At 56.5% G+C, this 23,868-nt stretch carries 26 protein-coding genes and 1 CRISPR repeat array; of the genes, 16 read left to right on the forward strand and 10 right to left on the reverse strand.

Annotated elements, in window-relative coordinates:
- The first annotated feature begins 33 nt into the window (after nucleotides 1–33).
- From cysJ to V8L73_RS06590, 3 genes are read left to right on the forward strand one after another with little or no spacing between them, the layout of a single operon-like run.
- On the forward strand, nucleotides 34–1,848 hold the full coding sequence (cysJ, locus tag V8L73_RS06580; protein WP_347254435.1) for an NADPH-dependent assimilatory sulfite reductase flavoprotein subunit: 1,815 nt from the start codon (nucleotides 34–36) through the stop codon (nucleotides 1,846–1,848).
- Entirely contained in the window at nucleotides 1,848–3,563 is a 1,716-nt protein-coding gene (gene cysI, locus V8L73_RS06585; protein ID WP_347254436.1) for an assimilatory sulfite reductase (NADPH) hemoprotein subunit, read from the forward strand. The genes cysJ and cysI overlap by 1 nt, the downstream gene beginning before the upstream one ends.
- 24 nt (nucleotides 3,564–3,587) lie before the next feature.
- Nucleotides 3,588–4,322, forward strand: coding sequence for a phosphoadenylyl-sulfate reductase (locus V8L73_RS06590; RefSeq protein ID WP_027274321.1), 735 nt, complete (start codon nucleotides 3,588–3,590; stop codon nucleotides 4,320–4,322).
- 5 nt (nucleotides 4,323–4,327) lie between these two features.
- Here the strand turns inward: V8L73_RS06590 and V8L73_RS06595 are convergent, their stop codons facing one another.
- From V8L73_RS06595 to V8L73_RS06620, 6 genes are all read right to left on the reverse strand, one after another.
- Nucleotides 4,328–4,780 carry a hypothetical protein gene (locus tag V8L73_RS06595; RefSeq protein WP_347254437.1) on the reverse strand — a complete coding sequence of 151 codons (453 nt, stop codon included), beginning with the start codon at nucleotides 4,778–4,780 and terminating at the stop codon, nucleotides 4,328–4,330.
- Nucleotides 4,781–5,083 (reverse strand): type II toxin-antitoxin system RelE/ParE family toxin, encoded by a 303-nt coding sequence (locus V8L73_RS06600; protein ID WP_261831499.1) that lies wholly within the window; start codon nucleotides 5,081–5,083, stop codon nucleotides 4,781–4,783. It lies immediately after the preceding gene.
- Nucleotides 5,080–5,361 (reverse strand): YlcI/YnfO family protein, encoded by a 282-nt coding sequence (locus V8L73_RS06605; RefSeq protein ID WP_347254438.1) that lies wholly within the window; start codon nucleotides 5,359–5,361, stop codon nucleotides 5,080–5,082. The genes V8L73_RS06600 and V8L73_RS06605 overlap by 4 nt, the downstream gene beginning before the upstream one ends.
- 322 nt (nucleotides 5,362–5,683) lie before the next feature.
- Entirely contained in the window at nucleotides 5,684–6,370 is a 687-nt protein-coding gene (locus V8L73_RS06610) for a hypothetical protein (RefSeq protein WP_347254439.1), read from the reverse strand.
- A complete protein-coding gene (locus V8L73_RS06615; protein ID WP_347254440.1) occupies nucleotides 6,367–6,777 on the reverse strand; it encodes a hypothetical protein in 411 nt (136 codons plus the stop codon). Before V8L73_RS06615 ends, V8L73_RS06610 begins: the two co-directional genes overlap by 4 nt.
- Nucleotides 6,778–6,794: 17 nt before the next feature.
- Nucleotides 6,795–7,661: a DUF3828 domain-containing protein gene (locus V8L73_RS06620; RefSeq protein ID WP_347254441.1), complete on the reverse strand. Its 867-nt coding sequence runs from the start codon at nucleotides 7,659–7,661 to the stop codon at nucleotides 6,795–6,797.
- Nucleotides 7,662–7,784: 123 nt separating this feature from the next.
- Between V8L73_RS06620 and V8L73_RS06625 the strand changes: the two genes are divergently transcribed.
- Nucleotides 7,785–8,558: a tetratricopeptide repeat protein gene (locus tag V8L73_RS06625; protein WP_347254442.1), complete on the forward strand. Its 774-nt coding sequence runs from the start codon at nucleotides 7,785–7,787 to the stop codon at nucleotides 8,556–8,558.
- Between the two features lie 36 nt (nucleotides 8,559–8,594).
- Here V8L73_RS06625 and V8L73_RS06630 read toward each other — a convergent pair whose 3' ends face one another.
- A complete protein-coding gene (locus V8L73_RS06630) occupies nucleotides 8,595–9,974 on the reverse strand; it encodes a DASS family sodium-coupled anion symporter (RefSeq protein ID WP_347254443.1) in 1,380 nt (459 codons plus the stop codon).
- A 399-nt stretch (nucleotides 9,975–10,373) separates the two neighbouring features.
- On the opposite strand from V8L73_RS06630, the gene cysG reads away from it, so the two are divergent.
- From cysG to cysC, 4 genes are read left to right on the forward strand one after another with little or no spacing between them, the layout of a single operon-like run.
- Nucleotides 10,374–11,798 carry a siroheme synthase CysG gene (cysG, locus tag V8L73_RS06635; RefSeq protein ID WP_347254444.1) on the forward strand — a complete coding sequence of 475 codons (1,425 nt, stop codon included), beginning with the start codon at nucleotides 10,374–10,376 and terminating at the stop codon, nucleotides 11,796–11,798.
- A gap of 15 nt (nucleotides 11,799–11,813) precedes the next feature.
- The gene (gene cysD, locus V8L73_RS06640) at nucleotides 11,814–12,722 is read left to right on the forward strand and encodes a sulfate adenylyltransferase subunit CysD (protein WP_261831512.1); all 909 of its coding nucleotides are present in this window, start codon (nucleotides 11,814–11,816) and stop codon (nucleotides 12,720–12,722) included.
- Nucleotides 12,723–12,752: 30 nt separating this feature from the next.
- Nucleotides 12,753–14,192 carry a sulfate adenylyltransferase subunit CysN gene (cysN, locus tag V8L73_RS06645; protein WP_347254799.1) on the forward strand — a complete coding sequence of 480 codons (1,440 nt, stop codon included), beginning with the start codon at nucleotides 12,753–12,755 and terminating at the stop codon, nucleotides 14,190–14,192.
- A gap of 4 nt (nucleotides 14,193–14,196) precedes the next feature.
- Nucleotides 14,197–14,799, forward strand: a complete 603-nt coding sequence (cysC, locus tag V8L73_RS06650; protein WP_347254445.1) for an adenylyl-sulfate kinase — start codon at nucleotides 14,197–14,199, stop codon at nucleotides 14,797–14,799.
- Nucleotides 14,800–15,121: 322 nt separating this feature from the next.
- Nucleotides 15,122–17,045: direct repeats of the CRISPR family, unit length 29 nt; unit sequence GAGTTCCCCGCGCCAGCGGGGATAAACCG.
- Between the two features lie 7 nt (nucleotides 17,046–17,052).
- Here cysC and V8L73_RS06655 read toward each other — a convergent pair.
- The gene (locus V8L73_RS06655; RefSeq protein WP_347254446.1) at nucleotides 17,053–17,193 is read right to left on the reverse strand and encodes a hypothetical protein; all 141 of its coding nucleotides are present in this window, start codon (nucleotides 17,191–17,193) and stop codon (nucleotides 17,053–17,055) included.
- A gap of 168 nt (nucleotides 17,194–17,361) precedes the next feature.
- Between V8L73_RS06655 and V8L73_RS06660 the strand changes: the two genes are divergently transcribed.
- Both V8L73_RS06660 and V8L73_RS06665 read left to right on the forward strand, forming a co-directional pair.
- Nucleotides 17,362–17,562, forward strand: coding sequence for a hypothetical protein (locus V8L73_RS06660; protein ID WP_027274333.1), 201 nt, complete (start codon nucleotides 17,362–17,364; stop codon nucleotides 17,560–17,562).
- A complete protein-coding gene (locus V8L73_RS06665) occupies nucleotides 17,552–17,860 on the forward strand; it encodes a hypothetical protein (RefSeq protein ID WP_347254447.1) in 309 nt (102 codons plus the stop codon). Before V8L73_RS06660 ends, V8L73_RS06665 begins: the two co-directional genes overlap by 11 nt.
- 99 nt (nucleotides 17,861–17,959) lie before the next feature.
- Here the strand turns inward: V8L73_RS06665 and V8L73_RS06670 are convergent, their stop codons facing one another.
- Nucleotides 17,960–18,391 (reverse strand): carboxymuconolactone decarboxylase family protein, encoded by a 432-nt coding sequence (locus V8L73_RS06670; protein WP_261831517.1) that lies wholly within the window; start codon nucleotides 18,389–18,391, stop codon nucleotides 17,960–17,962.
- Nucleotides 18,392–18,479: 88 nt separating this feature from the next.
- Between V8L73_RS06670 and V8L73_RS06675 the strand changes: the two genes are divergently transcribed.
- The 5 genes from V8L73_RS06675 to V8L73_RS06695 all read left to right on the forward strand — a co-directional run bounded on the left by V8L73_RS06675 (nucleotide 18,480) and on the right by V8L73_RS06695 (nucleotide 21,632).
- On the forward strand, nucleotides 18,480–19,814 hold the full coding sequence (locus V8L73_RS06675; protein WP_347254800.1) for a PLP-dependent aminotransferase family protein: 1,335 nt from the start codon (nucleotides 18,480–18,482) through the stop codon (nucleotides 19,812–19,814).
- A gap of 89 nt (nucleotides 19,815–19,903) precedes the next feature.
- Nucleotides 19,904–20,245 (forward strand): DUF2002 family protein, encoded by a 342-nt coding sequence (locus V8L73_RS06680; protein ID WP_027274337.1) that lies wholly within the window; start codon nucleotides 19,904–19,906, stop codon nucleotides 20,243–20,245.
- Nucleotides 20,246–20,400: 155 nt separating this feature from the next.
- Nucleotides 20,401–20,535 carry a YHYH domain-containing protein gene (locus tag V8L73_RS06685; protein ID WP_347254448.1) on the forward strand — a complete coding sequence of 45 codons (135 nt, stop codon included), beginning with the start codon at nucleotides 20,401–20,403 and terminating at the stop codon, nucleotides 20,533–20,535.
- Nucleotides 20,536–20,684: 149 nt separating this feature from the next.
- Nucleotides 20,685–21,461, forward strand: a complete 777-nt coding sequence (tam, locus tag V8L73_RS06690; protein ID WP_347254449.1) for a trans-aconitate 2-methyltransferase — start codon at nucleotides 20,685–20,687, stop codon at nucleotides 21,459–21,461.
- 45 nt (nucleotides 21,462–21,506) lie between these two features.
- Nucleotides 21,507–21,632, forward strand: a complete 126-nt coding sequence (locus tag V8L73_RS06695; RefSeq protein WP_347254450.1) for a hypothetical protein — start codon at nucleotides 21,507–21,509, stop codon at nucleotides 21,630–21,632.
- 512 nt (nucleotides 21,633–22,144) lie between these two features.
- On the opposite strand, the gene V8L73_RS06700 is transcribed toward V8L73_RS06695, so the two are convergent.
- Nucleotides 22,145–23,134 carry a sulfate ABC transporter substrate-binding protein gene (locus V8L73_RS06700; protein WP_261831520.1) on the reverse strand — a complete coding sequence of 330 codons (990 nt, stop codon included), beginning with the start codon at nucleotides 23,132–23,134 and terminating at the stop codon, nucleotides 22,145–22,147.
- Nucleotides 23,135–23,333: 199 nt separating this feature from the next.
- Between V8L73_RS06700 and V8L73_RS06705 the strand changes: the two genes are divergently transcribed.
- The gene (locus V8L73_RS06705; RefSeq protein ID WP_261831521.1) at nucleotides 23,334–23,738 is read left to right on the forward strand and encodes a lysozyme inhibitor LprI family protein; all 405 of its coding nucleotides are present in this window, start codon (nucleotides 23,334–23,336) and stop codon (nucleotides 23,736–23,738) included.
- The last annotated feature ends 130 nt before the right edge of the window (nucleotides 23,739–23,868 follow it).

Below are 23,868 nucleotides of genomic sequence, written 5' to 3' on the forward strand. Positions count from 1 at the left end.
ACGTAAAACAACCATTCAGGAATCCGTACCGTTATGTTTGACAAGGCAACGTCCGTACCGCTTCTCCCTATACCGCAAGAGCAGCTGACTCAGCTTTCTTCAGCCATCTCGGGTATGACGTCGCAGCAGCTGGCGTGGGTGTCCGGCTACCTTTGGGGAATTGCGGCGCAGGGGCAGGAAAGCGCGCAAGTTTTACCGTTAACTTCCGCCGCCGGCGCATTGCCACAGGTGACGGTAACCGTGCTTTCCGCTTCGCAGACGGGCAACGCCCGCAGGCTGGCGGCACAGTTGAAAGACGACCTGCATCAGGCGGGGCTTGCCGTAACGCTGGTTAACGCCGCGGACTACAAGTTTAAGCAGATAGACAAAGAGCGCTTTCTGGTGGTGGTCGCTTCCACTCAGGGGGAGGGGGAACCGCCGGAAGAAGCGATAGCGCTGCACAAGTTTCTGTTCTCTAAAAAAGCGCCGACGCTTGCGAACACCGCGTTCGCCGTTTTTGGCCTGGGCGATCGCAGCTATGAAAACTTTTGTCAGACGGGAAAAGACGTTGACGCGCGCCTTGCCGAACTGGGGGCCGACCGCCTGCTGGAGAGAGTGGACGCTGACGTTGACTATCAGGCGCTGGCACAGGCATGGCGCGAAAAGGTGGTTGAACGGCTGAAGCAAGAACTGGGCGACGTTAAATCAACGGCGGCCGTTTCTGCCGTTGCCGCAAGCGGCGTTGGAGAGGCCGAACGCTATAGCCGCGAGCAGCCGCTGGTGGCTTCTCTGAGCGTAAACCAAAAAATCACCGGTCGGGACTCCGAAAAGGACGTCCGCCATATCGAGATTGACCTCGGCGACTCCGGCCTGAGCTACCGCCCCGGCGACGCGCTGGGCGTCTGGTTTCAAAATGACCCCAAGCTTATTGATGCGATTTTGCAGCCGCTGTCCCTGACCGGCGAAGAGTCGGTTGAGGTTCAGGGAAAAGTGCAGACGCTTCGCGATGCGCTGACCTACCACTATGAGCTGACGCAAAACGCGCCGTCCGTTGTTGAACGCTATGCCCAACATGCCGACAGCGAGGCGCTCAGCGCCCTAATTAATGATAAGGCGGCGCTTGCGGCCTATGCAGAAACCACGCCGATTGTCGATATGGTAAAGCGAACGCCTGTGCGCATCGCTGCCGCCGATCTGTTGGCGATGCTGCGCCCTCTGACGCCGAGGCTCTATTCCATCGCCTCTTCGCAGGAAGAGGTAGGCAGCGAAGTTCATCTAACGGTCGGCGTAGTGCGCTATCGCGTTGATGATGAAGAGCGCACCGGCGGCGCGTCCGGCTATCTGGCCGACAGGCTGCAGGAAGAGAGCGATATCGCGGTGTTCGTTGAGAAAAACGACAACTTCCGCCTGCCGGACGACCCCAACACGCCGGTGGTAATGATTGGCCCCGGCACCGGCATTGCCCCGTTTCGCGCCTTTATGCAGGAGCGCGAGGCAACCGGCGCCGCGGGCAAAAACTGGCTGCTGTTTGGCAATCCGCACTTTACCTCCGACTTCCTTTATCAGGTGGAGTGGCAGCGCTACGCAAAGAGCGGCCTGCTGACGCGCATTGATCTTGCATGGTCGCGGGACGCCGAGCAAAAGGTTTACGTACAGGACAGGCTGCGCGAGAACGGCGCAGAGCTTTGGCGCTGGCTTCAGGACGGCGCGCACCTTTACGTCTGCGGCGATGCCGGCCGTATGGCGAAGGACGTAGAACAGGCCTTACTGGATATCGCTTCAACCCACGGCAGCCTGACGTCAGAGCAGGCCGACGATTTTTTAACCGAATTGCGCCTTGAGAAGCGCTACCAGCGGGACGTTTACTAATGAGCAATGAACAACGACAGCCCGGCGAGCCTTTGGGGCCGCCATCCGACAACGAACGCCTTAAGCGCGACAGCAACTTGCTGCGCGGCACGATTGCCGAAGATTTAAAGGACGGCCTGACCGGCGGCTTTCGCGGCGACAACTTTCAGCTTATTCGCTTTCACGGCATGTACCAACAGGACGATCGCGACATTCGGGCCGAACGGGCCGAACAGAAGCTTGAGCCGCTGCTAAACGTGATGCTGCGCTGTCGGCTGCCCGGCGGCATCATTACGCCTCAACAGTGGCTGGGCATCGACCGCTTTGCCGGGGAGGAGACGCTCTACGGCAGTATCCGGCTGACGACGCGGCAAACCTTCCAGTTTCACGGCGTGCTGAAGGGCAAAATTAAGTCCGCGCACCGGATGTTGAGCCAGCTGGGGCTGGACTCTATCGCCACCGCGGGTGACGTAAACCGCAACGTGCTCTGCACCTCTAACCCGGTGCAGTCGGCGCTGCATCAGGAGGCTTACGAGTGGGCGAAGAAAATTTCGGAACACCTGCTGCCGAAAACGCGCGCCTATGCGGAAATCTGGCTGGACGGCGAAAAGCTGGCTACCGAAGAGGAGGAGCCGATACTCGGAGAGACCTACCTGCCGCGTAAGTTTAAAACCAGCGTTGTGATCCCGCCGGATAACGACGTCGACCTGCACGCCAACGATCTCAACTTCGTTGCCGTAGGGGAAAACGGCCGCCTGACAGGGTTTAACGTTCTGGTGGGGGGCGGTCTGGCGATGACCCATGGCGATAAGCAAACTTATCCGCGCAAGGCGTCCGAGTTTGGCTTCATCGCTCTGGAGCATACGCTGGAGATAGCCGAAGCGGTGGTCACTACCCAGCGCGACTGGGGCAATCGCTCCGAACGTAAAAACGCCAAGACCAAATACACCCTTGAGCGCTTCGGCGTTGAGGCGTTTAAGGCCGAAGTGGAGAAGCGTGCGGGCGTGAACTTTGAGCCAACGGTTCCCTACGTCTTCACCCACCGCGGCGATCGCATCGGCTGGATCGAGGGTATCGACGGGCGATGGCACCTGACGCTGTTTATTGAAAACGGCCGCCTGTTGGACTATCCCGGCAAACCGCTAAAAAGCGGCGTAGCCCAAATCGCTAAAGTGCATAAAGGCGACTTCCGCCTGACGGCCAACCAGAACCTGATTGTGGCCGGCGTCGCGCCCGAAGACAAGGCGCTGATTGAAGGGATTGCGCGAGAGCACGGCCTGATTGACGACGGAGTGAGCGAGCAGCGTAAAAACTCCATGGCCTGCGTCGCGTTTCCCACCTGCCCGCTGGCGATGGCGGAGGCGGAGCGCTTTTTGCCGGAGTTTGTTACCCAAATCGAAGCGCTGATGGCAAAGCGCGGGCTTGCCGATGAGCACATCATCCTGCGCGTGACCGGCTGCCCCAACGGCTGTGGGCGGGCGATGCTGGCGGAGGTAGGGCTGGTGGGCAAAGCGTTGGACCGCTATAACCTGCATATCGGCGGTAACCGCGAAGGCACGCGCATTCCGCGCATGTACCGCGAGAACCTGACGTCGACGCAGATCCTAGCTGAACTCGACGAGCTGATTGCCCTGTGGGCCAATGGGCGAGAGGCGCAGGAAGGCTTTGGCGACTTTGTCGTTCGCACCGGCGTCGTTAAGCCGGTGATAGATTCTGCTCGCGATTTTTATGACTAAAAGCGTTAGGTGGAGGGCGAAACGATGTTGAATTTAGACTTGGCCTGGTTGAATACCCTCGACCGGGAGCAGCAGCGGGCCGCACTGGCGCAGACTAACCGTCATCTTGAGGGGCTTAGCGCGGAGGCGCGGGTGGCCTGGGCTTTGGAGAATCTTCCCGAGAACAAGGTGCTGTCGTCAAGCTTCGGCATACAGGCGGCGGTCAGCCTGCATCTGGTCACTCGCCTGCGGCCGGATATCCCGGTGATCCTCACCGACACCGGATATCTGTTCCCTGAAACCTATCGCTTTATTGACGAGCTCACTGAACGGCTGGGCCTGAACCTTAAAATCTATCGCGCCGCGACGTCGCCCGCCTGGCAGGAGGAGCGCTACGGCAAGCTGTGGGAGCAGGGCGTTGAGGGCATCGAGCGTTACAACCAGTTAAACAAGGTCGAGCCGATGAACCGGGCGCTGTCCGAGCTGAACGCGTCGGTATGGTTTTCCGGCCTGAGGCGCGAGCAGTCCGGCAGCCGAAGCAGGCTTCCGGTGCTGGCGATTTCCCGCGGCATCTTTAAGCTGCTGCCGATTATTGACTGGGACAATCGGCAGGTTTACCGCTATTTGCAAGAGCACGGCCTGAGCTATCACCCGCTGTGGGAGCAGGGCTACCTGTCGGTCGGCGATACCCACACCAGCCGCAGGTGGGAGCCGGGCATGAGCGAAGAAGAAACGCGCTTTTTCGGCCTGAAGCGGGAGTGCGGGCTGCATGAGGAGTAAGGTCGCTATTTGCCTGTCGGCCTGAGCGTAATGCGTATTTTATCGGGCAGCGAAGGCGCATCTATCGTTACCTGCTGCGCTTTGGTAAAAAATTTATAGCTCATATACGCGTCAGGATCGGTGCTGTACAGCGCTCTTTCATAGTCTCGCGCAGAAACAAGCAGCGTGTTGTTTCCCGCATCCGAGCAGGGAGAGATAAACGGGAAAAGTAAAGACAGGTCATATACGGCGGAAAACCTGAATTCGCCCTCTTTGTTCGTTGTGGCCGACGCAGAACAGCTGTTGCTTTCAGTTGAGGTATGTCGGCTAATAACTACGCCGCTAATGGGCCGTTCGGTCACGCTATCTACGACTTTGCCTTCTATTGGGGCTGCAACGTTCGTGAAAAGGCGCCCCGCAAAAATCAGGATGCCAAAAACGGCAAGTAGGTAGAAAAAGCCTTTCTTTTTTATTTTCATCTAGTAGTAATCATCCTCTCGCTGGTGCCGCACGGCCAGAACGGTGACGATGGCTTCGCTGTCAATCTCAAACAGGGCGACGTAGCCGGATGAGCCAAAGGAAATCAACAGCTCGCGCAGGAAGGGGGAGCCGTCTGGAGAAACCTTGCGGCAGGTAAAGGGGAAGTCCTGCAATAAGGCTAGCCCCTTGGCGATGGCTTCCTTTGCGCGCTCTGCGGCTTGAACGTCCCGCTCTGCCAGAAACGCATACAGCCGAAGCAGGTCGTCTCTGGCCTCTTGGGTAAAGCGAACGCGGTAGCTCATTGGCGATGATTATCCCGCGCCTGCTTTAAGATGTCGTCCAGGTCTGTCATGACGGACTCGGCGTTGTAGTAAGTTCCGCTGACCTTAGCGTCGTCTCTAGATGCCAGCCCGCGGGCGATAAAGGCGTCCTGCGCTCTCCTTCTGGCGACGTTAAGCTCAATGGACTGTTCGATAAACGCCGACAGGCTTTCGCCTTCGTACAGCACTTCTTCAACGGCGCGTCGCGCATCGGCGGTGACGCGTACGGGGGGTAAAACGGCGGTTTTGGCGGATGACATAGCGTGCCTCGGTGATGTATTACAAACGTAATGCATTATGGGGCTTTGCTCGATGCTTGTCAAAATGCCGCTGCCGGATTTTAGCTCAAGACGGACGTGCTTTTTGTGTTCATGGCGCGGTGCGTATTTGTCCATTTTTCTTTTTTCCCGTTTTGTAAAAGTGAAAGCCGCAGCGACGTCATACAGGCGCGGTCTGCGTCGTCACCGGTTTTATGTGAAGGGACGGTAAGGCATTGCAAAGAAAAAGTGGACGGGCAGATGTAGAATTTGCGAGGTGTCTCCAGCGAGTTCTATTTATGTCGACACACTGTTGCAGGCCAATTCACTCTAAGTCGTAAAACGTAAACTTCAGGTTTTCGATAAGGTCGGTTAATAGCAGCAGGCGTTCGTCGGTTTGGCCGTGGGTCAGGATCAGGTTTTCCAACTGATAGATGATTGAAAGGTACTGGGCGTCTTTTTCATCCATGGCGTCATACGCATGCTGGCTGCATAGCCCTAGCATAAGCGATAAAGCCTGATTGAGGGGGCTGTCGTCGATGCCGTCGCGATAGCCTGGAATATGCTTTGTTGCGTTGGTTAACGCAAAGCCACAGTAGTTTAGGCCTTCGTCCAGCAGGAAATAGAGGTCGCCTGAAACTTGGGCTTTATAACAACAGCGCGACAAGTCGGTGGCTACGGTCAGCTGATTTGAGTTAAAAGAGAAAAAGGCGCTGTCCTGAAGCTCTACGCTGAACATAAAGTTTTTTACACTGCGCGAAAGCGCCACGTCGCGCAGGCTGCTAACGTCGATGCATTGGTCTGAAATAGTGATGATGGAAGGGACGGTCAAGCATAGAAAGGCAAGCTTTCCGCTGTCCTTATCGACTAAAAACCAGTCTAACGTATTCAGTTCGCTGAAGTTGGCGCTACCTGACAGGGTTTGGATGTCTTCTTCCAGTTCGTAGAGAGAGTTGTACTTGCCCCTCATAGAAACATCGAACCCGCTGGGATCCCATAGTGCAGCTTTCATTGGCAAATATCCCGAAACACAACGCGAGCAACGGTTCCCGCCATCCCCCCTATGCCAATTGAAACGGCGCTAAAGAAAAGGTAGATCCATCCGACAACCTTCAGCCCCTCTACTCCCGAAAAATCGACCGCGACGCCCATTTCTCCCTGAATCAAATGTATTAACGACATCAGCCCGCTTAGCAGAAGGATATATCCCAGGCTGATTAATAGCGGCGCGCGGGCGCGTCGAAAGTAGGCTAAAAACGACGCGCTGGCCGGGAGGAGCCAAAAAAAGGTTAAGAGTATGTTGCGGCTAATGTGGACTCGGTTATACACATAGTCTTGAAAAAGGGATGAGGACCAAAGCAGGAAGCCGCTTATTACGATTATCGTAACGCCGAAGGCAACGTTTTTTCGCGTTGTCATGGTGACAGTCCTTGTCGCTAATTTGTTTCTTTGGATTCTATCTCACACACCTTCCACATCTCCTTATAGGGAACCAGCGTTACCTTCAGGCGCTTTGCGGGGTACTCAACGCCGCCGAGCGTGATGTCGACCTGCGCCTTTTCCGGCGTTTGGTTTATTGGCGCGCTTTTAACGTGCCGCCAGTCGTCAAGCACGTCCTGAGACTTGGTAAAGTAGTTTCCTTCATCGTCGCCCAGATATTGAATGCGGTAGAGCTGATCCCAAAAGTTGGCCGTGACGTAGTTAAGGATGTCATCGCCGTTCTCCGCCTCTTTTTCGGCGAGCTCCATCGACATATACCAGCGGTAGAATGCTTCGGCCGCTTCCTGCGGCGACTGCTTGACGGTTTTCTCCGGGCGGGTATCGTTTTCCGTACTGCACGGATCTTTAGCGCCAATGAGGGCGACGTCGGAGATTTTCCACCGCTGTTCCTGCTGCCTGAGCGTAACGGCCAGCGTTTCTATTGGGGTAGATACGCCCTGAAAGCCGATCTCCACCGTAAGCAGGGCGCTATCGCCGTCAATTGTTTCTGATTTGACGTCAACCCGGTTCCAGCTGTCGTCCCAGTATCCGACCTTAAGAAAGTAGTCGATATCGGTTGATTGATTAGGCTTATCCAGACTCTTTTGCTGTTGTTCTATCAACGAAGGAGCAAGCAGCCCGTCGAGCGTGCTGCGATTCTCCGGCTTAAACACCGTCTCTCCGTCGTAGAGATACCAGCTGTAGAAGTTTTGGACTATCTGCGCAGGCGGTAGCGCGGGGGAACTTTGGGCTGAGGTAGTAAATAACCAGAACGCGCCAGCAAAAAAAAGGCGGGAAATAAAGGCGGAAAAATGAAGTTTCATGGTGTGCTCTTTAGCTATACGGCGTAAGCCTGACGCCATTCTAATAAAATAATGTGACTATTTCCCTCGTTTTGTTGTGTATGATTTCTTCAATTTAAATGATAACGATGACGGAGTTCGTCAATGAATCAGCGGCTGCTTTCTCTTTTCGTTGGCGGCGCCTTTTGGGCGCTTGCCGCGTTTGCTTCGGCCCAACCTACGCTCGCCGAGCTGGAAAAGCAGGCTGCCGAAGGAAGCGTCGAAGCGATGTTTCGCCTCGGGCAAGCCTATGATGAGGGGCAAGGCGTTTTACAGGACTACCCTCGAGCGCTTGACTGGTATTACAAGGCGGCAGACAGAGGAAACGTCGACGCGCTTTATCGGCTAGGCGTTATGTTTGAGAAGGGCCTGGGCGTGCCCCAAAACTATCCGCAGGCGATGATGTGGTACGAACAGGCTGCGAAGCTCGGCAGCGCCGACGCGCAGTTTACGCTCGGCATGATGTACGACTTTGGCCGCGGGCTGCCGAAAAACTACCGTAAGGCGCGGGAGTTCTACCAGCAGGCGGCCGAGCAGGGGCATGCGATGGCGCAGTTCAACCTGGCGTCTATCTACGATAACGCTCAGGGTGTGCCGCAGGATTTTGCCGTCGCCGCAAAGTGGTACCAAAAGGCCGCTGAACAGGGTGTTTGGGAAGCCCAGTTTAACCTGGCCGGGCTCTATTTTTACGGCGAGGGCGTAGCGCAGGATTACGTTCAGTCCTACGCCTGGTACGCGGCGGCGGAAGCGGTTATCGGCTATAGCGAAGCGAAGGTGAAGCAGTTGGAGATAGCGCAAAAGCTGAGCCCGCAGGACGTCGAACGAGCAAAAGCGCTGGCGAGCGACTATGTGGATAAGTACGCAAGGGTGAGAAAGTAGCAATACGCGCGGGGAATTACCCGCGCGTATTCTTCCTCACTTCCAAAATGTCCACGCAAACATCGTAATCACCGCAATACTCACCAAATTTAACCAGAAGCCGACCTTGATCATGTCCATCTGCCGGAAAAAGCCGGAGCCGAACACGATAGCGTTGGGCGGCGTCGCTACCGGCAGCATGAAGGCACAGGATGCGCCAAAGCCGATGATGAGCGTCAGCGCGGCCGGAGGCATGCCCAGCGCTTCCGCGACGGTGGCAAATACCGGTACCAGCAGCGCGGCGCTGGCGGTGTTGCTGGTAAACTCGGTCAGAAAGATAATCAGCGTCGCCACGGCCAGCATGATGATAAACCAGTGGCTGGCGCCAAACAGGTCGGCAATGCCGTTAGCCATCACGACGCTTGCGCCGGAGTCTTTCAGAATGGCGCTCAGCGTCAGCCCGCCGCCGAACAGAATCAGCACGCCCCATTCCATGTTTTCCTGGATCTGCTTCCAGTTCGCCACGCCGCTGACGCTGATAAGCACCGCAGCGCCGACGGCGATAAGCGAATCGAACTGAGAAACGCCGCCGAGCGCCTTGCTGATTTGAGCGCTGAATATCCAGCAGACGACCGTCAGAGCAAAGATCGCCATCGCTAACAGGCGAGGCTGCGTCCATTCGATTTCCTCACGCTTTATTTCAACCTTATGCGACAGGTTGGGGCGAAGGATAAGCCACAGCAGGCCGATCATCACCGGCATCAGTATCAGCATGATGGGAATGCCGTATTTCATCCAGGTGAAGAAGTCCAGGCCGAGCGCCGCAGCCGCTATCGCGTTTGGCGGGCTGCCGACAATGGTGCCGAAGCCGCCGATGCTGGCGCTGTAGGCAATGCCCAGCAGGAGGAAAATAAAGGTCCGGCGATCTTTTTCCGGGTCAAGGCTGGTCAGAATGCCCAGCGCCAGCGGCAGCATCATGGCGGCGGTGGCGGTGTTGCTTATCCACATCGACAGCAGTGCAGTGACGCCAAACAGCATCAGCACCGCGACGTTAAGCCTCCCTTTAGCCAGCATCAGTACGCGGTTGGCAATCAGCCGGTCGATGCCCTGAATGTGGAGCGCGGTGGCTAACGCAAAGCCGCCGAAGAAAAGAAAGATGATGGGATTGGAAAAAGACTTTAGCGCGCCGTCCGCGTTAAGCAGGCCGAAGGCGACCGCCATTAGCGGGATAAGCAGCGCGGTAATGGTGATGTGAATAGCTTCCGTCAGCCACAGCACGCCGATAAAGCACATCAGCGCCAATCCGAGATTGGCCTTTTCGTTAAAGGGAAGGGTATTGAGCAAAATAACCAACAGCACAATATCCACGGCGAGAATCGCCAGGCCGCGGGCAGACGGCGGCGTCGTAATGGCGGGGGTTAGCGGTGTCGTCTCCATAGCGTCCTCCTGTGTATACAAAATGTTTCATTTGTTAACTCTAAGTAAAATTAAGCACGGAAAAGCGTTGGAGGAAATGTTTAAGGTATAAAAGTGAGAGGTGACACCATTCAATAAGTCAGATTTATTGTTTAAATGCTGGTCATGTATCTGTTTTAAATTTTGGAAAAAATTAATTTATTTTGTGTTTATTCCATTTTGATTGTTTTTTGCTCTCTTTGCATATTTCAGTTAATGCGTGTGCGAACCTGTGGGGCTAAAGGCAAAAAGCGCTCTGAGCAAAATTTCTTATCCCCCTTCATTCCATCCCGCTATATCAAATTCCTTTTCATCATTTCATTCCTTTTTCCCCTCTCTCTATAGTCGAGCTATCGCTTTGTTAATGAACGGAAGGTCAACGTGGACTATTTACCCCTGTTTGCCGATTTGCACCACCGCCCCGTGCTGGTAGTGGGCGCAGGCGAGGTGGCGGCGCGCAAGGTCAGCCTGCTGCTTGACGCCGGCGCTGAAGTCGCCGTGGTTGCCCAAAGGCTGGGGAAAGAGATTGCTCAGCGGCTGGATGAAGGGCAGATACGCTGGCTGGCCGTTGAATTTGAGGCCGAGCAGCTTGACGACGTGTTTCTCGTCATCGCGGCGACCGACGACGCGCTTTTAAACGCCCGCGTGTTTCAGGCTGCCAACCAGCGCCGCAGGCTGGTTAACGTGGTGGACGACCCCAACCGCTGCTCGTTTATTTTTCCTTCTATTATCGACCGTTCGCCGCTGGTGGTGGCGGTGTCTTCCGGCGGCAAAGCGCCGGTGCTGGCGCGGCTTCTGCGCGAAAAATTAGAGGCATTGCTTCCGGAAAGCCTGGGGCTTTGCGCTGACATTGCGGGCCGCTGGCGCGATCGGGTGAAAAAACGGCTGTCGTCAGTCTCTAAACGCCGCCGCTTTTGGGAGCGCCTGTTCAACGGGCGTTTTACCTCGCTGGTGGAAGCGCATCGCTTGGAAGAAGCCGAAGCCGAGCTTGCCGACACCCTTGCCGGGCACGTTTTTCCGGGGGGCGAAGTCACGCTGGTCGGCGCCGGGCCGGGCGATGCCGGGCTTTTGACGCTAAACGGCCTGCGGGCGATACAGCAGGCGGACGTCGTACTGTACGACTCGCTGGTGACGGAGGACATCCTCAATTTAATACGCCGTGACGCCGAACGCATTAGCGTCGGCAAGCGTGCCGGTGCGCACAGCGTGGCTCAAGAAGAAACCAATCGGCTGTTGGTGGAATTGGCGAAGAAGGGTAAGCGCGTCGTCAGGCTGAAGGGCGGCGATCCGTTTATTTTTGGCCGCGGCGGCGAAGAGCTTGAAACGCTGGTCGAGGCAGGCATTCCCTATCGGGTCGTTCCTGGGGTAACGGCGGCCGCTGGCGCCGCTGCTTATGCCGGGATCCCGCTGACCCACCGAGAGCACGCGCAGAGCGTCACCCTGATTACCGGCCACGCTCAGGCGGGCGCTCAGGGGCTGGACTGGGGACAGCTGGCGCAGGGGAAACAAACCCTGGCGGTGTATATGGGAACGCTGAAGGCGGGAGATATACAGCAGCGGCTGATAGAAAACGGGCGTGAGCCCTCGACGCCAGTGGCGGTGATTGGCCGTGGCACGCGCGCCGATCAGCAGGTGCTGAGCGGCAGCCTGGGGGATCTTGAGGCGCTGGCGAAGCGCGCCCCGACGCCTGCGCTGCTGGTGATTGGCGAAGTGGCGGCCCTGCACGCGAAGCTTGGCTGGTTTGGCGAACGGTCAGCGGGTGAGGATATTCAACGCCCCGCGCTCGCGGCCGTCGGCAGCAAATAACAGAGGATAGATAAGGTGAACGAAAAACGGTTGACCCACCTGCGCCAGCTTGAGGCGGAGAGTATTCACATCATTCGCGAAGTCGCGGCCGAGTTTTCCAATCCGGTCATGCTTTATTCCATCGGCAAAGACTCTTCGGTGATGCTGCATTTAGCGCGTAAGGCCTTTTATCCCGGTCGGCTGCCGTTTCCTCTGTTGCACGTCGACACCGGCTGGAAGTTTCAGGAGATGTATCGGTTTCGCGATGAAACGGCCAAGAAGTTCGGCTTGGAGCTGCTGGTTCACCGCAACCCGGACGGCGTGGCGATGGGGATTAATCCCTTCGTGCACGGCAGCAGTAAGCATACCGACATCATGAAAACCGAAGGGCTCAAGCAGGCGCTGAATAAATACGGCTTTGACGCCGCGTTCGGCGGGGCCAGGCGTGATGAAGAGGCCTCCCGCGCGAAGGAGCGGATCTATTCGTTTCGCGACGGCCACCACAGGTGGGACCCCAAAAACCAGCGGCCCGAGCTTTGGCGCAACTATAACGGCCAGATAGACAAAGGCGAAAGCATCCGCGTATTTCCCCTTTCCAACTGGACCGAGCTGGATATTTGGCAGTACATCTTTTTGGAAAATATCGACATCGTACCGCTGTATCTGGCCAAAGAGCGGCCGATTCTGGAGCGAGACGGCATGCTGATGATGGTGGACGACGACCGGATCGACCTTAAGCCGGGCGAGGTGATTGCTCAGCGCAAAGTCCGCTTCAGAACGCTGGGCTGTTGGCCTCTGACCGGCGCCGTGGAGTCCGAGGCGACAACGCTGCCTTCGATCATCGAAGAGATGCTGGTGTCGACCACCAGCGAGCGTCAGGGACGAGTGATCGACCGCGACAAGGCGGGATCGATGGAGCTGAAAAAACGCCAGGGCTATTTCTAAGGGGAACCCATGAGCACGACAACATCTTCTATTAACGACGCGGTAGCGAAGCAGATTGCCGCGCAGGGCGGCGTGGAAGCCTATCTCTATGCGCAACAGCACAAGGGGCTGCTGCGTTTTTTGACCTGCGGCAGCGTCGACGACGGTAAAAGCACGCTGATTGGCCGACTGCTGCATGATACCCGGCAGATCTATCAAGATCAGCTAAATACGCTGCACAGCGACAGTCGCCGCATCGGTACCGCCGGGGAAAAGCTGGATCTGGCGCTGCTGGTGGACGGCCTGCAGGCCGAGCGCGAGCAGGGCATCACCATTGACGTGGCCTACCGCTATTTTTCCACCGAAAGGCGCAAGTTCATCATCGCCGATACGCCGGGGCACGAGCAGTACACCCGCAATATGGCGACCGGCGCGTCGACCTGCGACGTGGCTATCGTGCTGATTGACGCCCGCAAAGGCGTATTGGATCAGACCCGTCGTCACAGCTTTATCGCTACGCTGTTGGGCATTCGCCACCTGATTGTGGCGGTCAATAAAATGGATCTGGTGGACTACCGGCAGTCGAGGTTTGAGGAAATTCGCAGCCAGTATCTGAGCTTCGCCGAACGCCTGCCGGGTGCGGCGACCTTTAGCTTTGTCCCGATCTCAGCGTTGGACGGCGATAACGTGGTTGAGGTCGGGGAACATATGCCCTGGTATGAGGGCGACACCCTGCTGGCGCAACTGGAAACGGTTGACGTTGAGCGCGACGGGGCCGACGCGCCGCTGCGCTTTCCCGTGCAGTACGTTAACCGGCCTAACCTGGACTTTCGCGGCTACGCCGGCACTATTGCGTCCGGCACGGTGCGGGTAGGGCAGGCGGTTCGAGCGCTGCCATCCGGCGTGGTGAGCCGAATCAAGTCCATCGTCACCTTTGACGGCGAACTGGCGAAAGCTTCCGCCGGGGAGGCGGTGACGCTGGTGCTGGAAGACGAAGTGGACGTGAGCCGAGGCGATCTGCTGGTTGCCGAAGATGACGCTGCCCTGCAGGCCGTCTGGGGCGCGGAGGTCGACGTCGTTTGGATGACGGAAGCGCCGCTGACGCCGGGCCATCGTTACGACATCAAGCTGGCCGGTAAAAAAAGCCGGGCGCACGTCGAGCGCATCGCCTATCAGTACGACATCAATACCCTTGAGCAGCGCGACTCGCGGGCGCTGGCGCTAAACGCCATCGGTACCGTCAGCGTCGCGTTTGACGAGCCGCTTTTATTAGACCGCTATGAAACCTGCCGGGAAACGGGAAGCTTTATCTTTATCGATCCGCTGACCAACGTCACAGTCGGCGCGGGGCTGGTGCGCACTCCGGGGATCGCCTCCGCGCCGTCGCTGGTTGAGTCGTCTAACGACCGAGAGTTTGAAAAGGCGCTCAACGCCCTGATCCGCCGCCACTATCCGCACTGGCACGCGCGCGACATCAGCGGGGAAGGGTAAGGGAATGGCCGATAACATCGTTTGGCACGCTCACGCCGTATCTAGGCAGGACCGCGAGGGGCTTAACGGCCACCTCGGCGCTCTGGTCTGGTTGACCGGGCTGTCTGGCTCCGGCAAGTCGACCATTGCCGGGGCGCTCGAACAGGCGCTGCACCAGCTGGGGGTGAGAACCTACCTGCTGGACGGCGACAACCTGCGCCACGGCCTGTGCCGCGATTTAGGGTTTTCCGAGCGGGACCGGCGGGAGAACATTCGCCGCGTCGGCGAAGCCGCGGCGCTGATGGTCGACGCCGGGCTGGTAGCGATCGCGGCCTTTATTTCGCCCTACCGCAGCGACCGGGCGGAGATTGCCGAAAGGCTGCCGGAGGGGCGGTTTATTGAAGTGTTTGTCGATACGCCCTTGGAAGAGTGCGAGCGCCGCGACCCGAAGGGCCTCTACCAAAGGGCCCGCCGGGGCGAAATCCCTCAGTTTACCGGCATCGATCTGCCCTACGAGCCGCCGCTAGCACCAACTGCGCACCTCGATGGCCAAGGGCCGGTGGAGGCGCTGGTAGCGCAGTTGGTAGCCGCGCTGCGGGAAAGGGGGATTGTTGGGGCGAATAAGTAAGAAAGTAGAAAGCAGGCTGACGCGCCGCGGCTTTTGTCAGTATGTTGGCAGTAAGCGGAGAGGATGAACCGCTGCTGTCGGACTGAGTGCCAGCAGTTATCTCACTATTTATTTGATTATTAATGATAAAGATGAAATTTTTCCACCGGAATGTTTGACCCTATGGCTAAAATAAAACCGTTCCGGTAGATTAAGGGAGAACGTTAGGCGTGATATTTTTTTCTATAGTGATTAATGGGTTAGCGTTCTTTAAAAATAGGGATATGCTGGTGGACTTTATTGGTGGATAAAACTTTTTTAAAATCAATTGGATAGTTTTAGAGAATTCCCCGCGCCAGCGGGGATAAACCGGCGGAGGAGTTTAGCGTCGCCAGAGACCGTTTGAATTCCCCGCGCCAGCGGGGATAAACCGCGATCGGCGTTCATATCATGCTGGATATTTCACGAATTCCCCGCGCCAGCGGGGATAAACCGGGTGCTGAGGTCTTGCTGAACGACGTGCTGTCGAATTCCCCGCGCCAGCGGGGATAAACCGTTGCCGATCTCATTTTCCACCAGGCGGTTAATGAATTCCCCGCGCCAGCGGGGATAAACCGCCTGATTGCTGCTGAAGATATTGATAGAAGCCGAATTCCCCGCGCCAGCGGGGATAAACCGTTGGTAGCCGGTGCGATCCAGCAATTAGCCGAGAATTCCCCGCGCCAGCGGGGATAAACCGTTTTTTTTATATACCCTTCATCGCGAGCTTTTGAATTCCCCGCGCCAGCGGGGATAAACCGGCGTCGCCGGGATGCTCTCTCGCACTCGTCCGGAATTCCCCGCGCCAGCGGGGATAAACCGATGTGAGACCGGCAGGCGTTCTTTATAGTGTGGAATTCCCCGCGCCAGCGGGGATAAACCGGCGGGGCATGCAGCTGTTGATGGTGTTGGTACGAATTCCCCGCGCCAGCGGGGATAAACCGCTATTATGTCTGAAACCAACTGACAGCTGGGCGAATTCCCCGCGCCAGCGGGGATAAACCGGTTCTATCAATATTCCTTTCTACAAGGATGCTGAATTCCCCGCGCCAGCGGGGATAAACCGTCATACCTTTCTTGGGGTGTGAAGTTGGACGGGGAGTTCCCCGCGCCAGCGGGGATAAACCGGTAGACATGCCGCCCACGTCCCACGCGTACAGGAGTTCCCCGCGCCAGCGGGGATAAACCGTATGACCGCACTCAACGTCTGAACAGGCAGCGGAGTTCCCCGCGCCAGCGGGGATAAACCGCGAACTGCTCAGGCATGGCAACGCCCATGTTCGAGTTCCCCGCGCCAGCGGGGATAAACCGCGTTCGAACATCAGGAGCTGACGGTGTCCGCCGAGTTCCCCGCGCCAGCGGGGATAAACCGCCTGTTGAGTTCGTTAAACACTGCGCGAAGGTGAGTTCCCCGCGCCAGCGGGGATAAACCGAATAGCAACACCGACGCGCCCCCGAAATCAGGGAGTTCCCCGCGCCAGCGGGGATAAACCGGATTGGAAATTCCTTCTGATTCGTATGCCACAGAGTTCCCCGCGCCAGCGGGGATAAACCGTCTGGAGCGTAATAGGAGCCATTGTTTCCAGCGAGTTCCCCGCGCCAGCGGGGATAAACCGCCATGAATATTGCCCTTCCTGGTCCCTCGGCCGAGTTCCCCGCGCTAGCGGGGATAAACCGCAAAAAAGCTTCGCCGGATGACGAAGCTTTATGAGTTCCCCGCGCCAGCGGGGATAAACCGCGTGGGTGATATCGTTTTCAGCGCGAGTAAATGAGTTCCCCGCGCCAGCGGGGATAAACCGTACGGCGCGGATGTGAAGGCACAGGATATTAAGAGTTCCCCGCGCCAGCGGGGATAAACCGTGTGGGACCTGACCGCGGGCGACCCAATGCCCGAGTTCCCCGCGCCAGCGGGGATAAACCGGCGGGGGAAAATACCAGCCACAAACACACGTTGAGTTCCCCGCGCCAGCGGGGATAAACCGATCGGCGTTCAGCTTTGGAATGGCATCAGCCAGAGTTCCCCGCGCCAGCGGGGATAAACCGCAGCAGCGCTGGCGGGATGCCTGCGAACAGTTGAGTTCCCCGCGCCAGCGGGGATAAACCGATTCCGGTTGATATTGTTAACGGCTTGCACGTCGAGTTCCCCGCGCTAGCGGGGATAAACCGGCAGAACGTCGCGAATTGATGCGTCGGCATGGCGAGTTCCCCGCGTCAGCGGGGATAATAAACCCTAAATTATTTTTCTGACTCAATACCGCGCCGATCCAGCTCTCTGCGCAGTAACCGTTTAATCCAGCCAGCCTTATTGTCATCGCCGTCTTCTTTCATGGCGATAGTCAGCCTTTCCGATAAATCGGCATCGAGACGAAGTTGCACGACGTATCGCTCTTTTTGGTTTTCATTGGTTGACATCGGTTATCACTCGTGTATATTTTATTTGCTGGTTTTAAATGTACATCAATGTATAGCAATCAGTAAAGCAACGCCTCGGAGTGCTGGAACACATCCGAGGCGTCTAACCACAACATTAATAGGAGTAATGCTATGGCTACCGCCAATGGTATCACGCACGCACATCCAAATCTCTACACTTTCCTGAACGTCCGTTCCAACTGCCCGCTCTGTGAAATTCAGCAGCTGATTTCCATATCGGCCACAACGGAGGCCGAAGCTCGTCGCCTGTTGGCCAGTCTCCCTCTGGTGTCCGTCTCCTGTAAACCGCAGGAGGTGCATCATGCTGCCTGAAGCTAACCTGCTTTCTTCTGAGCTGGCGGACGTCATTCGCAAACTGGATCTTTCGCACCTAAGCGCTGAGGACGTTCTACAGCTGGCGGACAGCAGTGAAGAGTGCTGCGCCGGGCTGTGTCACGGCCTGTCTTTTCTGGGGAACGCGCTCGTTTCTTTCGCCGATAAAAACGTGCTGGAGTTTTCGGCACAAAGCCTGTGTCAGCTGGGGCATAGCCTGTCGGCTTCAGCGATGCTGATCCCGGCGCTGTTGCAGCTTCAAAAGAGCGCTGAACTGCAAATTATTAATGCGGAGTGAGAAAGGGCGATCTTTTGATTTCCCCGCGAGAGCGGGGAATATGTGAGCGAGAATGCGTAGGCCGGAGGGCGTTTGCGACGTCATCCGGCACTAACCGAATCACATCCGCATCCCGACCGCCAGCCGGTTAAAGCAGTTCATCAGGCCGATAGCAAAAGTCAAATCGCTGATTTCGCGGGCGCTGAAATGCTCGAGCAGCGGCAGGTAAACCTCATCTTCGGCATGCGTTCTGGCGATATCCGTCACGGATTCCGCCCACGCCAGCGCGGCCTGCTCTTGCGCGCTAAAGTGATGGCTAACCCGCCAGCCTGCCAGGGCGTCCAATTTGCTCTGCTCAACGCCGGATTTACGCAGCGCCTTGCTGTGCATCTCCAGACAAAACGCACAGCCGTTAATCTGCGAGATGCGCAGAAAAATGAGTTCCATCAGCGTGGTATCCAGAGCGCCGTTCTCCAGCGCTTTTTTTGCTTGCCCAAGGGCGCTGTAGACTTCAGGGCTGAGTTCATAATAGGGCTGACGTAACGTAGTCATGGTGTTCCTCCTAATTTGGATGCCCCGCAGTGTAGCGCTATAATGGACTGCAAAAGAGAACCATATTTTGACTAAAAAAGCAGACCATATGCCGCACTATCAGCAAATCGCCCGTCAGCTAAAAACGGCCATTGAACAAGGCGAACTCAAGCCCGGCGCTAGGCTGCCTTCCAGCCGCACCTGGTCGCAGGAGCTGGGCGTCTCGCGCTCGACGGTTGAAAATGCCTACGCCGAGCTGGTGGCGCAAGGCTGGCTGGAACGACGCGGTCAGGCCGGAACCTTTGTCAGCGGGCAACTGCATCCGCAGCAAACGCCAACTATCCCCGTCGCTTTCGCCGGGGAAAGCCAGACGCCGCAGCCGTTCCAGATGGGGCTACCGGCGCTGGATCTCTTCCCGCGCGAGATCTGGGCGCGGGTGATGGGGCGGCGCTTACGCACCCAGACGCGATTCGAACTGGCGCTGGGCGACGTCTGCGGTGAAGCCGCGCTGCGCGAGGCTATTGTGAGCTACCTGCGGGTGTCGCGCAGCATCGAGTGCTTGCCGGAGCAGGTGTTTATTACCTCCGGATACGCTTCTTCAATGATGCTAATCTTACGCTCGCTGGCGCAGGCGGGTGATGGAATGTGGATGGAGGATCCCGGCTTCCCGCTTATCCGGCCCGTTATCGAGCGGGAAGGCATTCACCTGCTGCCGGTGGCGGTTGACAGGGATGGGCTGAACGTCTCCGCTGGAATACGCGATTACCCGGATGCCCGCTTTGCGCTCCTCACGCCTGCTCACCAAAGCCCGCTTGGGACGGCGCTGTCGTTAACCCGACGGCATCAGCTGCTGGAGTGGGCTGATAACGCCAAGGCATGGATTGTCGAAGATGATTACGACAGCGAATTCCGCTATCGAGGTAAGCCGTTGCCGCCGCTGAAAAGCCTGGATGCCCCACAGCGGGTGATTTATGCCGGAACGTTCAGCAAATCACTCTTTCCTGCATTACGTACCGCATGGCTAGTGGTGCCGGTGAATCAGGTTGCTCGTTTTCGAGAGCAGGCCGCGTTGAGCGCCTGTACCGTGCCGGTGCTATGGCAGCTGACGCTGGCTGACTTTATTCGCGACGGCCATTTCTGGCGGCATCTGAAAAAGATGCGTCAGCATTATGCCGAGCGCAGGCAGTGGATTGCGCAGGCGCTAACGGAGCAAGGGTTTCAGGTAGCGCCACAGGACGGCGGCATACAGCTGGTTATTATGGTGGAAGGGGATGATACCGCTATGGTGAGCAAAGCCAATCACGCAGGGCTGGCGGTACAAGCGCTCAGCCGCTGGCGAATGGAGCCAACGGGGCAAGGGGGAATGTTGCTCTCCTTCACTAACATCACTAGCGCAGAGATGGCGCAGCAGGTTGCTCGACGGCTTCGGCAGGCCGTCATATAGGAGCCGCGCGTTTATGGACTTTTCTGGATGCGTTGTTAATACTGAATCAGGTACGAGAAGCCTGCTGTAAAAGATAACGAGGACAGACTATGTATTTACGACCTGACGAGGTGGCGCGCGTTCTTGAAAAAGTGGGATTTACCGTAGATATGGTGACACAGAAAGCCTATGGCTATCGGCGTGGTGAAGACTATGTCTACGTTAATCGCGAAGCGCGCATGGGGCGTACCGCTCTGGTGATTCATCCGACGCTGAAAGAGCGCAGCTTACTGCTGGCAGAACCGTCCTCTGAGATTAAAACCTGCGATCATTATCAACATTTCCCGCGCTGTTTGGCCGGACTGACTCACGAACATTACGGTATTCCGCACGGATTTAGCTCGCGCATGGCGCTTGAGCGTTATTTATATGGACTTTTTGGCGCAGCGTAAGAGGCTATTTGCGATTAATGACGGATTAATAGTGAGACTACTGTTTAAAAAATATTTAAAATCAATATATTAATATTTGAACGGCGTCAGAGTTTATTCTTTAGCCAGCTTGATAATAGGTAAGCCACCTGTCGGCATAAATGGAGAATATGCATATGACGAAAATCATCGGCGCCGTGCTGGTTGCCGTCGTGTTATTGACCAGCGTAGCCGCTTTCGCCCACGGTGGAAGAACGGATAAAGACGGTTGCCATATGGATCGTAAAACGGGAAAGCGTCACTGTCATTAATGTGAGAAAAAGGCTGAAATTAGTTTCAGCCTTTTTGTGTAATAAAAACAGCGTGCCATTTCATCGCTTTGTTACCTGCATCAATATATTCCGCACCTTTTTGCCCATAATGCTTCAATCTTATTTTTAGGCCCCCAAAAGGAACGTCCATGGCCGACTGGAACCCTTCGCTTTACCTGCAGTTTGAATCCGAAAGAACCCGCCCCGCCGAAGAGCTGCTGGCGCGCATTTTTCACCCGTCCCCTCGCCACATCAGCGATTTAGGCTGCGGGCCGGGCAACAGCACCGAGCTGCTGCACCGCCGCTACCCGACGGCGCAGACCACCGGCGTCGACAGCTCCAAAGCGATGCTGGAGAAAGCGGCAAAGCGCCTGCCCGGCTGTCATTTTGTCGAGGCGGATATCGGCGCCTGGCGGCCCGACGTCCTACAGGACGTCATCTACGCCAATGCCTCCTTGCAGTGGGTGCCGCACCATGAGGTTTTGATGCCTCATCTGTTGGACCAGCTTGCCGACGGCGGCGTGCTGGCGTTCCAGGTGCCGGATAACCTGCTTCAGCCTTCCCATGCGCTGATGTGCAAAGTGGCGCTGGAAGGAGAGTGGAAGGGAAGGTACGGAGAAGACGCGCTGAGCCGCAAAAAGCTGTTAACCACGGAAGAGTACTACGACCTGATGGCCAGCCGCGGCTGCCGAGTGGACGTCTGGCGAACGACGTTCTACCACGTGATGCCTTCGGTTGCGGCCATCGTCGAGTGGGTTAAATCGACCGGCCTAAGGCCTTTCCTTAACCCGCTGAACGAAGAAGAGCAGGCGCTTTTCATTCAGCGCTATTTGGCCGAACTAACTCAAGCCTACGACGTGCGCAGCGACGGCAGCGTGCTGCTGGCGTTCCCTCGTTTGTTTGTGGTGGCGAGTAAGGTGGCTTAGAAATGGCGGATACGGCGTACTTGCGGTAGTGAGAAGTAGATCGCTGTGAGTGGGGATGAACCGTCCGACAACGTCGAGGCTACGTCGCAAACAGGAATTCCCCGCGTTGGCGGGGATAAACCGCAGTGGAAAGAGCTGGGAGCGATGGCCGGTGTCTGTTCCCCGCGTTAGCGGGGATAAACCGCATATCCAAAATGATTTAGGCATATTGGCATTGAGTTCCCCGTGCTAGCGGGGATAAACCGGTGTGGCCGTCGCGTTCTTGCATGTCGTTAAAGAGTTCCCTGCGCCAGCGGGGATAAACCGTAGGCAGCACCGATTGGCACCGTATAGACATCGAGTTCCCCGCGTCAGCGGGGATAAACCGAGGCAGATAGACAACGACGAGCAGGTTTACGTGCGTATGCGGCTTCAAAATCAGCTCATCGTTAAAGCGTTAAAAGATGGCCGTTGACCGCCGGATAGTCGGCCCCCAGATTCCCAACAGCGTCACTCACTTAGGCTTGAACAAACAACAATCTCAATCGGCGGGCGGGGCCCTTCAGGCCCCACTCCCGCCGCACTCCCAAGTTTAATACAAGCACTCTCCCGGCCGAGCACCATGGTGATATAAGCACGGCGCCTTTTCGGCCGGAATATCCTCCGAAGCTGATTTAACCGGCCCGTCGTCAATCCCCACGCTTTCAGCGTTTACTTATCTGATCAAACACCCCATCAGTAGCAAAGTGCGTCTTCTGAGCCTTCTGCCAGCCGCCAAACACCTCGTCAACGGTAAACAGCGTCAGCGACGGGAAGGTGGAGGCATACTTTTTCAACACATCAGGATCGCGCGGGCGGTAGTAGTTCTTCGCGGCGATTTCCTGTCCCTCTTTTGAATACAGGTACTTCAGATAGGCGGTCGCCACTTCGCGGTTGCCGTTCTTATCCACCACGCTGTCGACCACGGAGACGGTCGGCTCCGCCAGAATAGAAACGCTGGGCGTAATGATGTCAAACTGGTCTTTTCCCAACTGCTCGACGGCCAGCAGCGCTTCGTTTTCCCAGGCGATCAGCACGTCGCCGATGCCGCGCTCAACGAAGGTGGTGGTAGAGCCACGCGCGCCGGTATCAAGCACCTGCACGTTGTCATACAGCGCTTTGACGAACTGCTGCGCTTTCTGCTCATTGTTGTTGTTATGCTGTAGCGCGTATCCCCAAGCGGCCAGGTAGTTCCAGCGCGCGCCGCCGGAGGTTTTCGGGTTAGGGGTGACGACGTTAAGGCCGGGCTTAATGAGATCGTTCCAGTCGTGGATCTGCTTAGGGTTGCCCTTACGGACTAAAAAGACGATGGTGGACGTATAGGGTGCGGAGTTGTCCGGCAGGCGGGTAATCCAGTCTTTGGCAAGCTTGTCGCGCTCGGCGATGGCGTCTACATCGTAAGCCAACGCCAGCGTGACGACGTCGGCAGAAATACCGTTAATCACTGAAGAGGCCTGCTTGCCCGAGCCGCCGTGAGACTGCCTGACGGTAACGACGTCGCCGGTTTTGTCTTTCCAATAGCTGGCGAAAGCCTGGTTATACTGCTGGTAGAATTCGCGAGTGGGATCGTAAGATACGTTAAGAAGCTGAACGTCTTTTGCCAGAACGCTGGTGCTGGCCAGCAGAAACAGAGCGCCGAGTTGCCATTTTTGCATGGGTGTAGCCTCACGGTAGTTGGTTATAAATATAAAGCGACGGTAAGTGGAAGAATGATGAACAACACGTTGAGACTGCCAGAAAGTGGGCTTTAGTAATAAAGAATAAAAAGGGATTTTTTATACAAATAGAGAATATAAACGGGCGCGATTTTTGCCTACGCTTACCTAAAGACGCGACGAAAAGGGAACTATTCTAATGAAACGTATGCTATTACCCGCAGCAATGCTGCTGTGTGCAACCACTCCAACCCAGGCAGAAACGCAGCCGGAAGTAGACTGTAATAATGCGATGACCACGCCAGAGCTTAACGCCTGCGCGGAAAAAACGTTTAACGAGGCGGATAAAAAGCTGAATCAGGCCTATCAGGCGCTGATGAAAACGCTAAGCCAGCCGGACGAAGACGGCCTTCCCTACTCCAAGGTGAAAAGCAACCTGCGGGAAGGGCAGCGGGCGTGGGTGACCTTCCGCCAAAAGGACTGCGATGCGGTGTTTGCGCTTCACTCTGGCGGTACGATACGCAGCGTGATGTACTGGGGCTGCATGACGGACAGAACGAGCAAGCGTACGGAGGAGCTAACGTCCTATATTTATAATGAGTAATGAAATTGCGAGGTTTGTCGTACGGGCATTGTCGTTTTTAATTGCTTCGCTAGAACCTTTGCGAGTTATCTCTGATGTGCGAAACATCCGGATTGACGTATCTTTGCTTAATAACCTCATAATAGGCGCA

Source organism: Leminorella grimontii (assembly GCF_039789245.1).
Taxonomy (GTDB): Bacteria; Pseudomonadota; Gammaproteobacteria; order Enterobacterales; family Enterobacteriaceae; genus Leminorella; species Leminorella grimontii.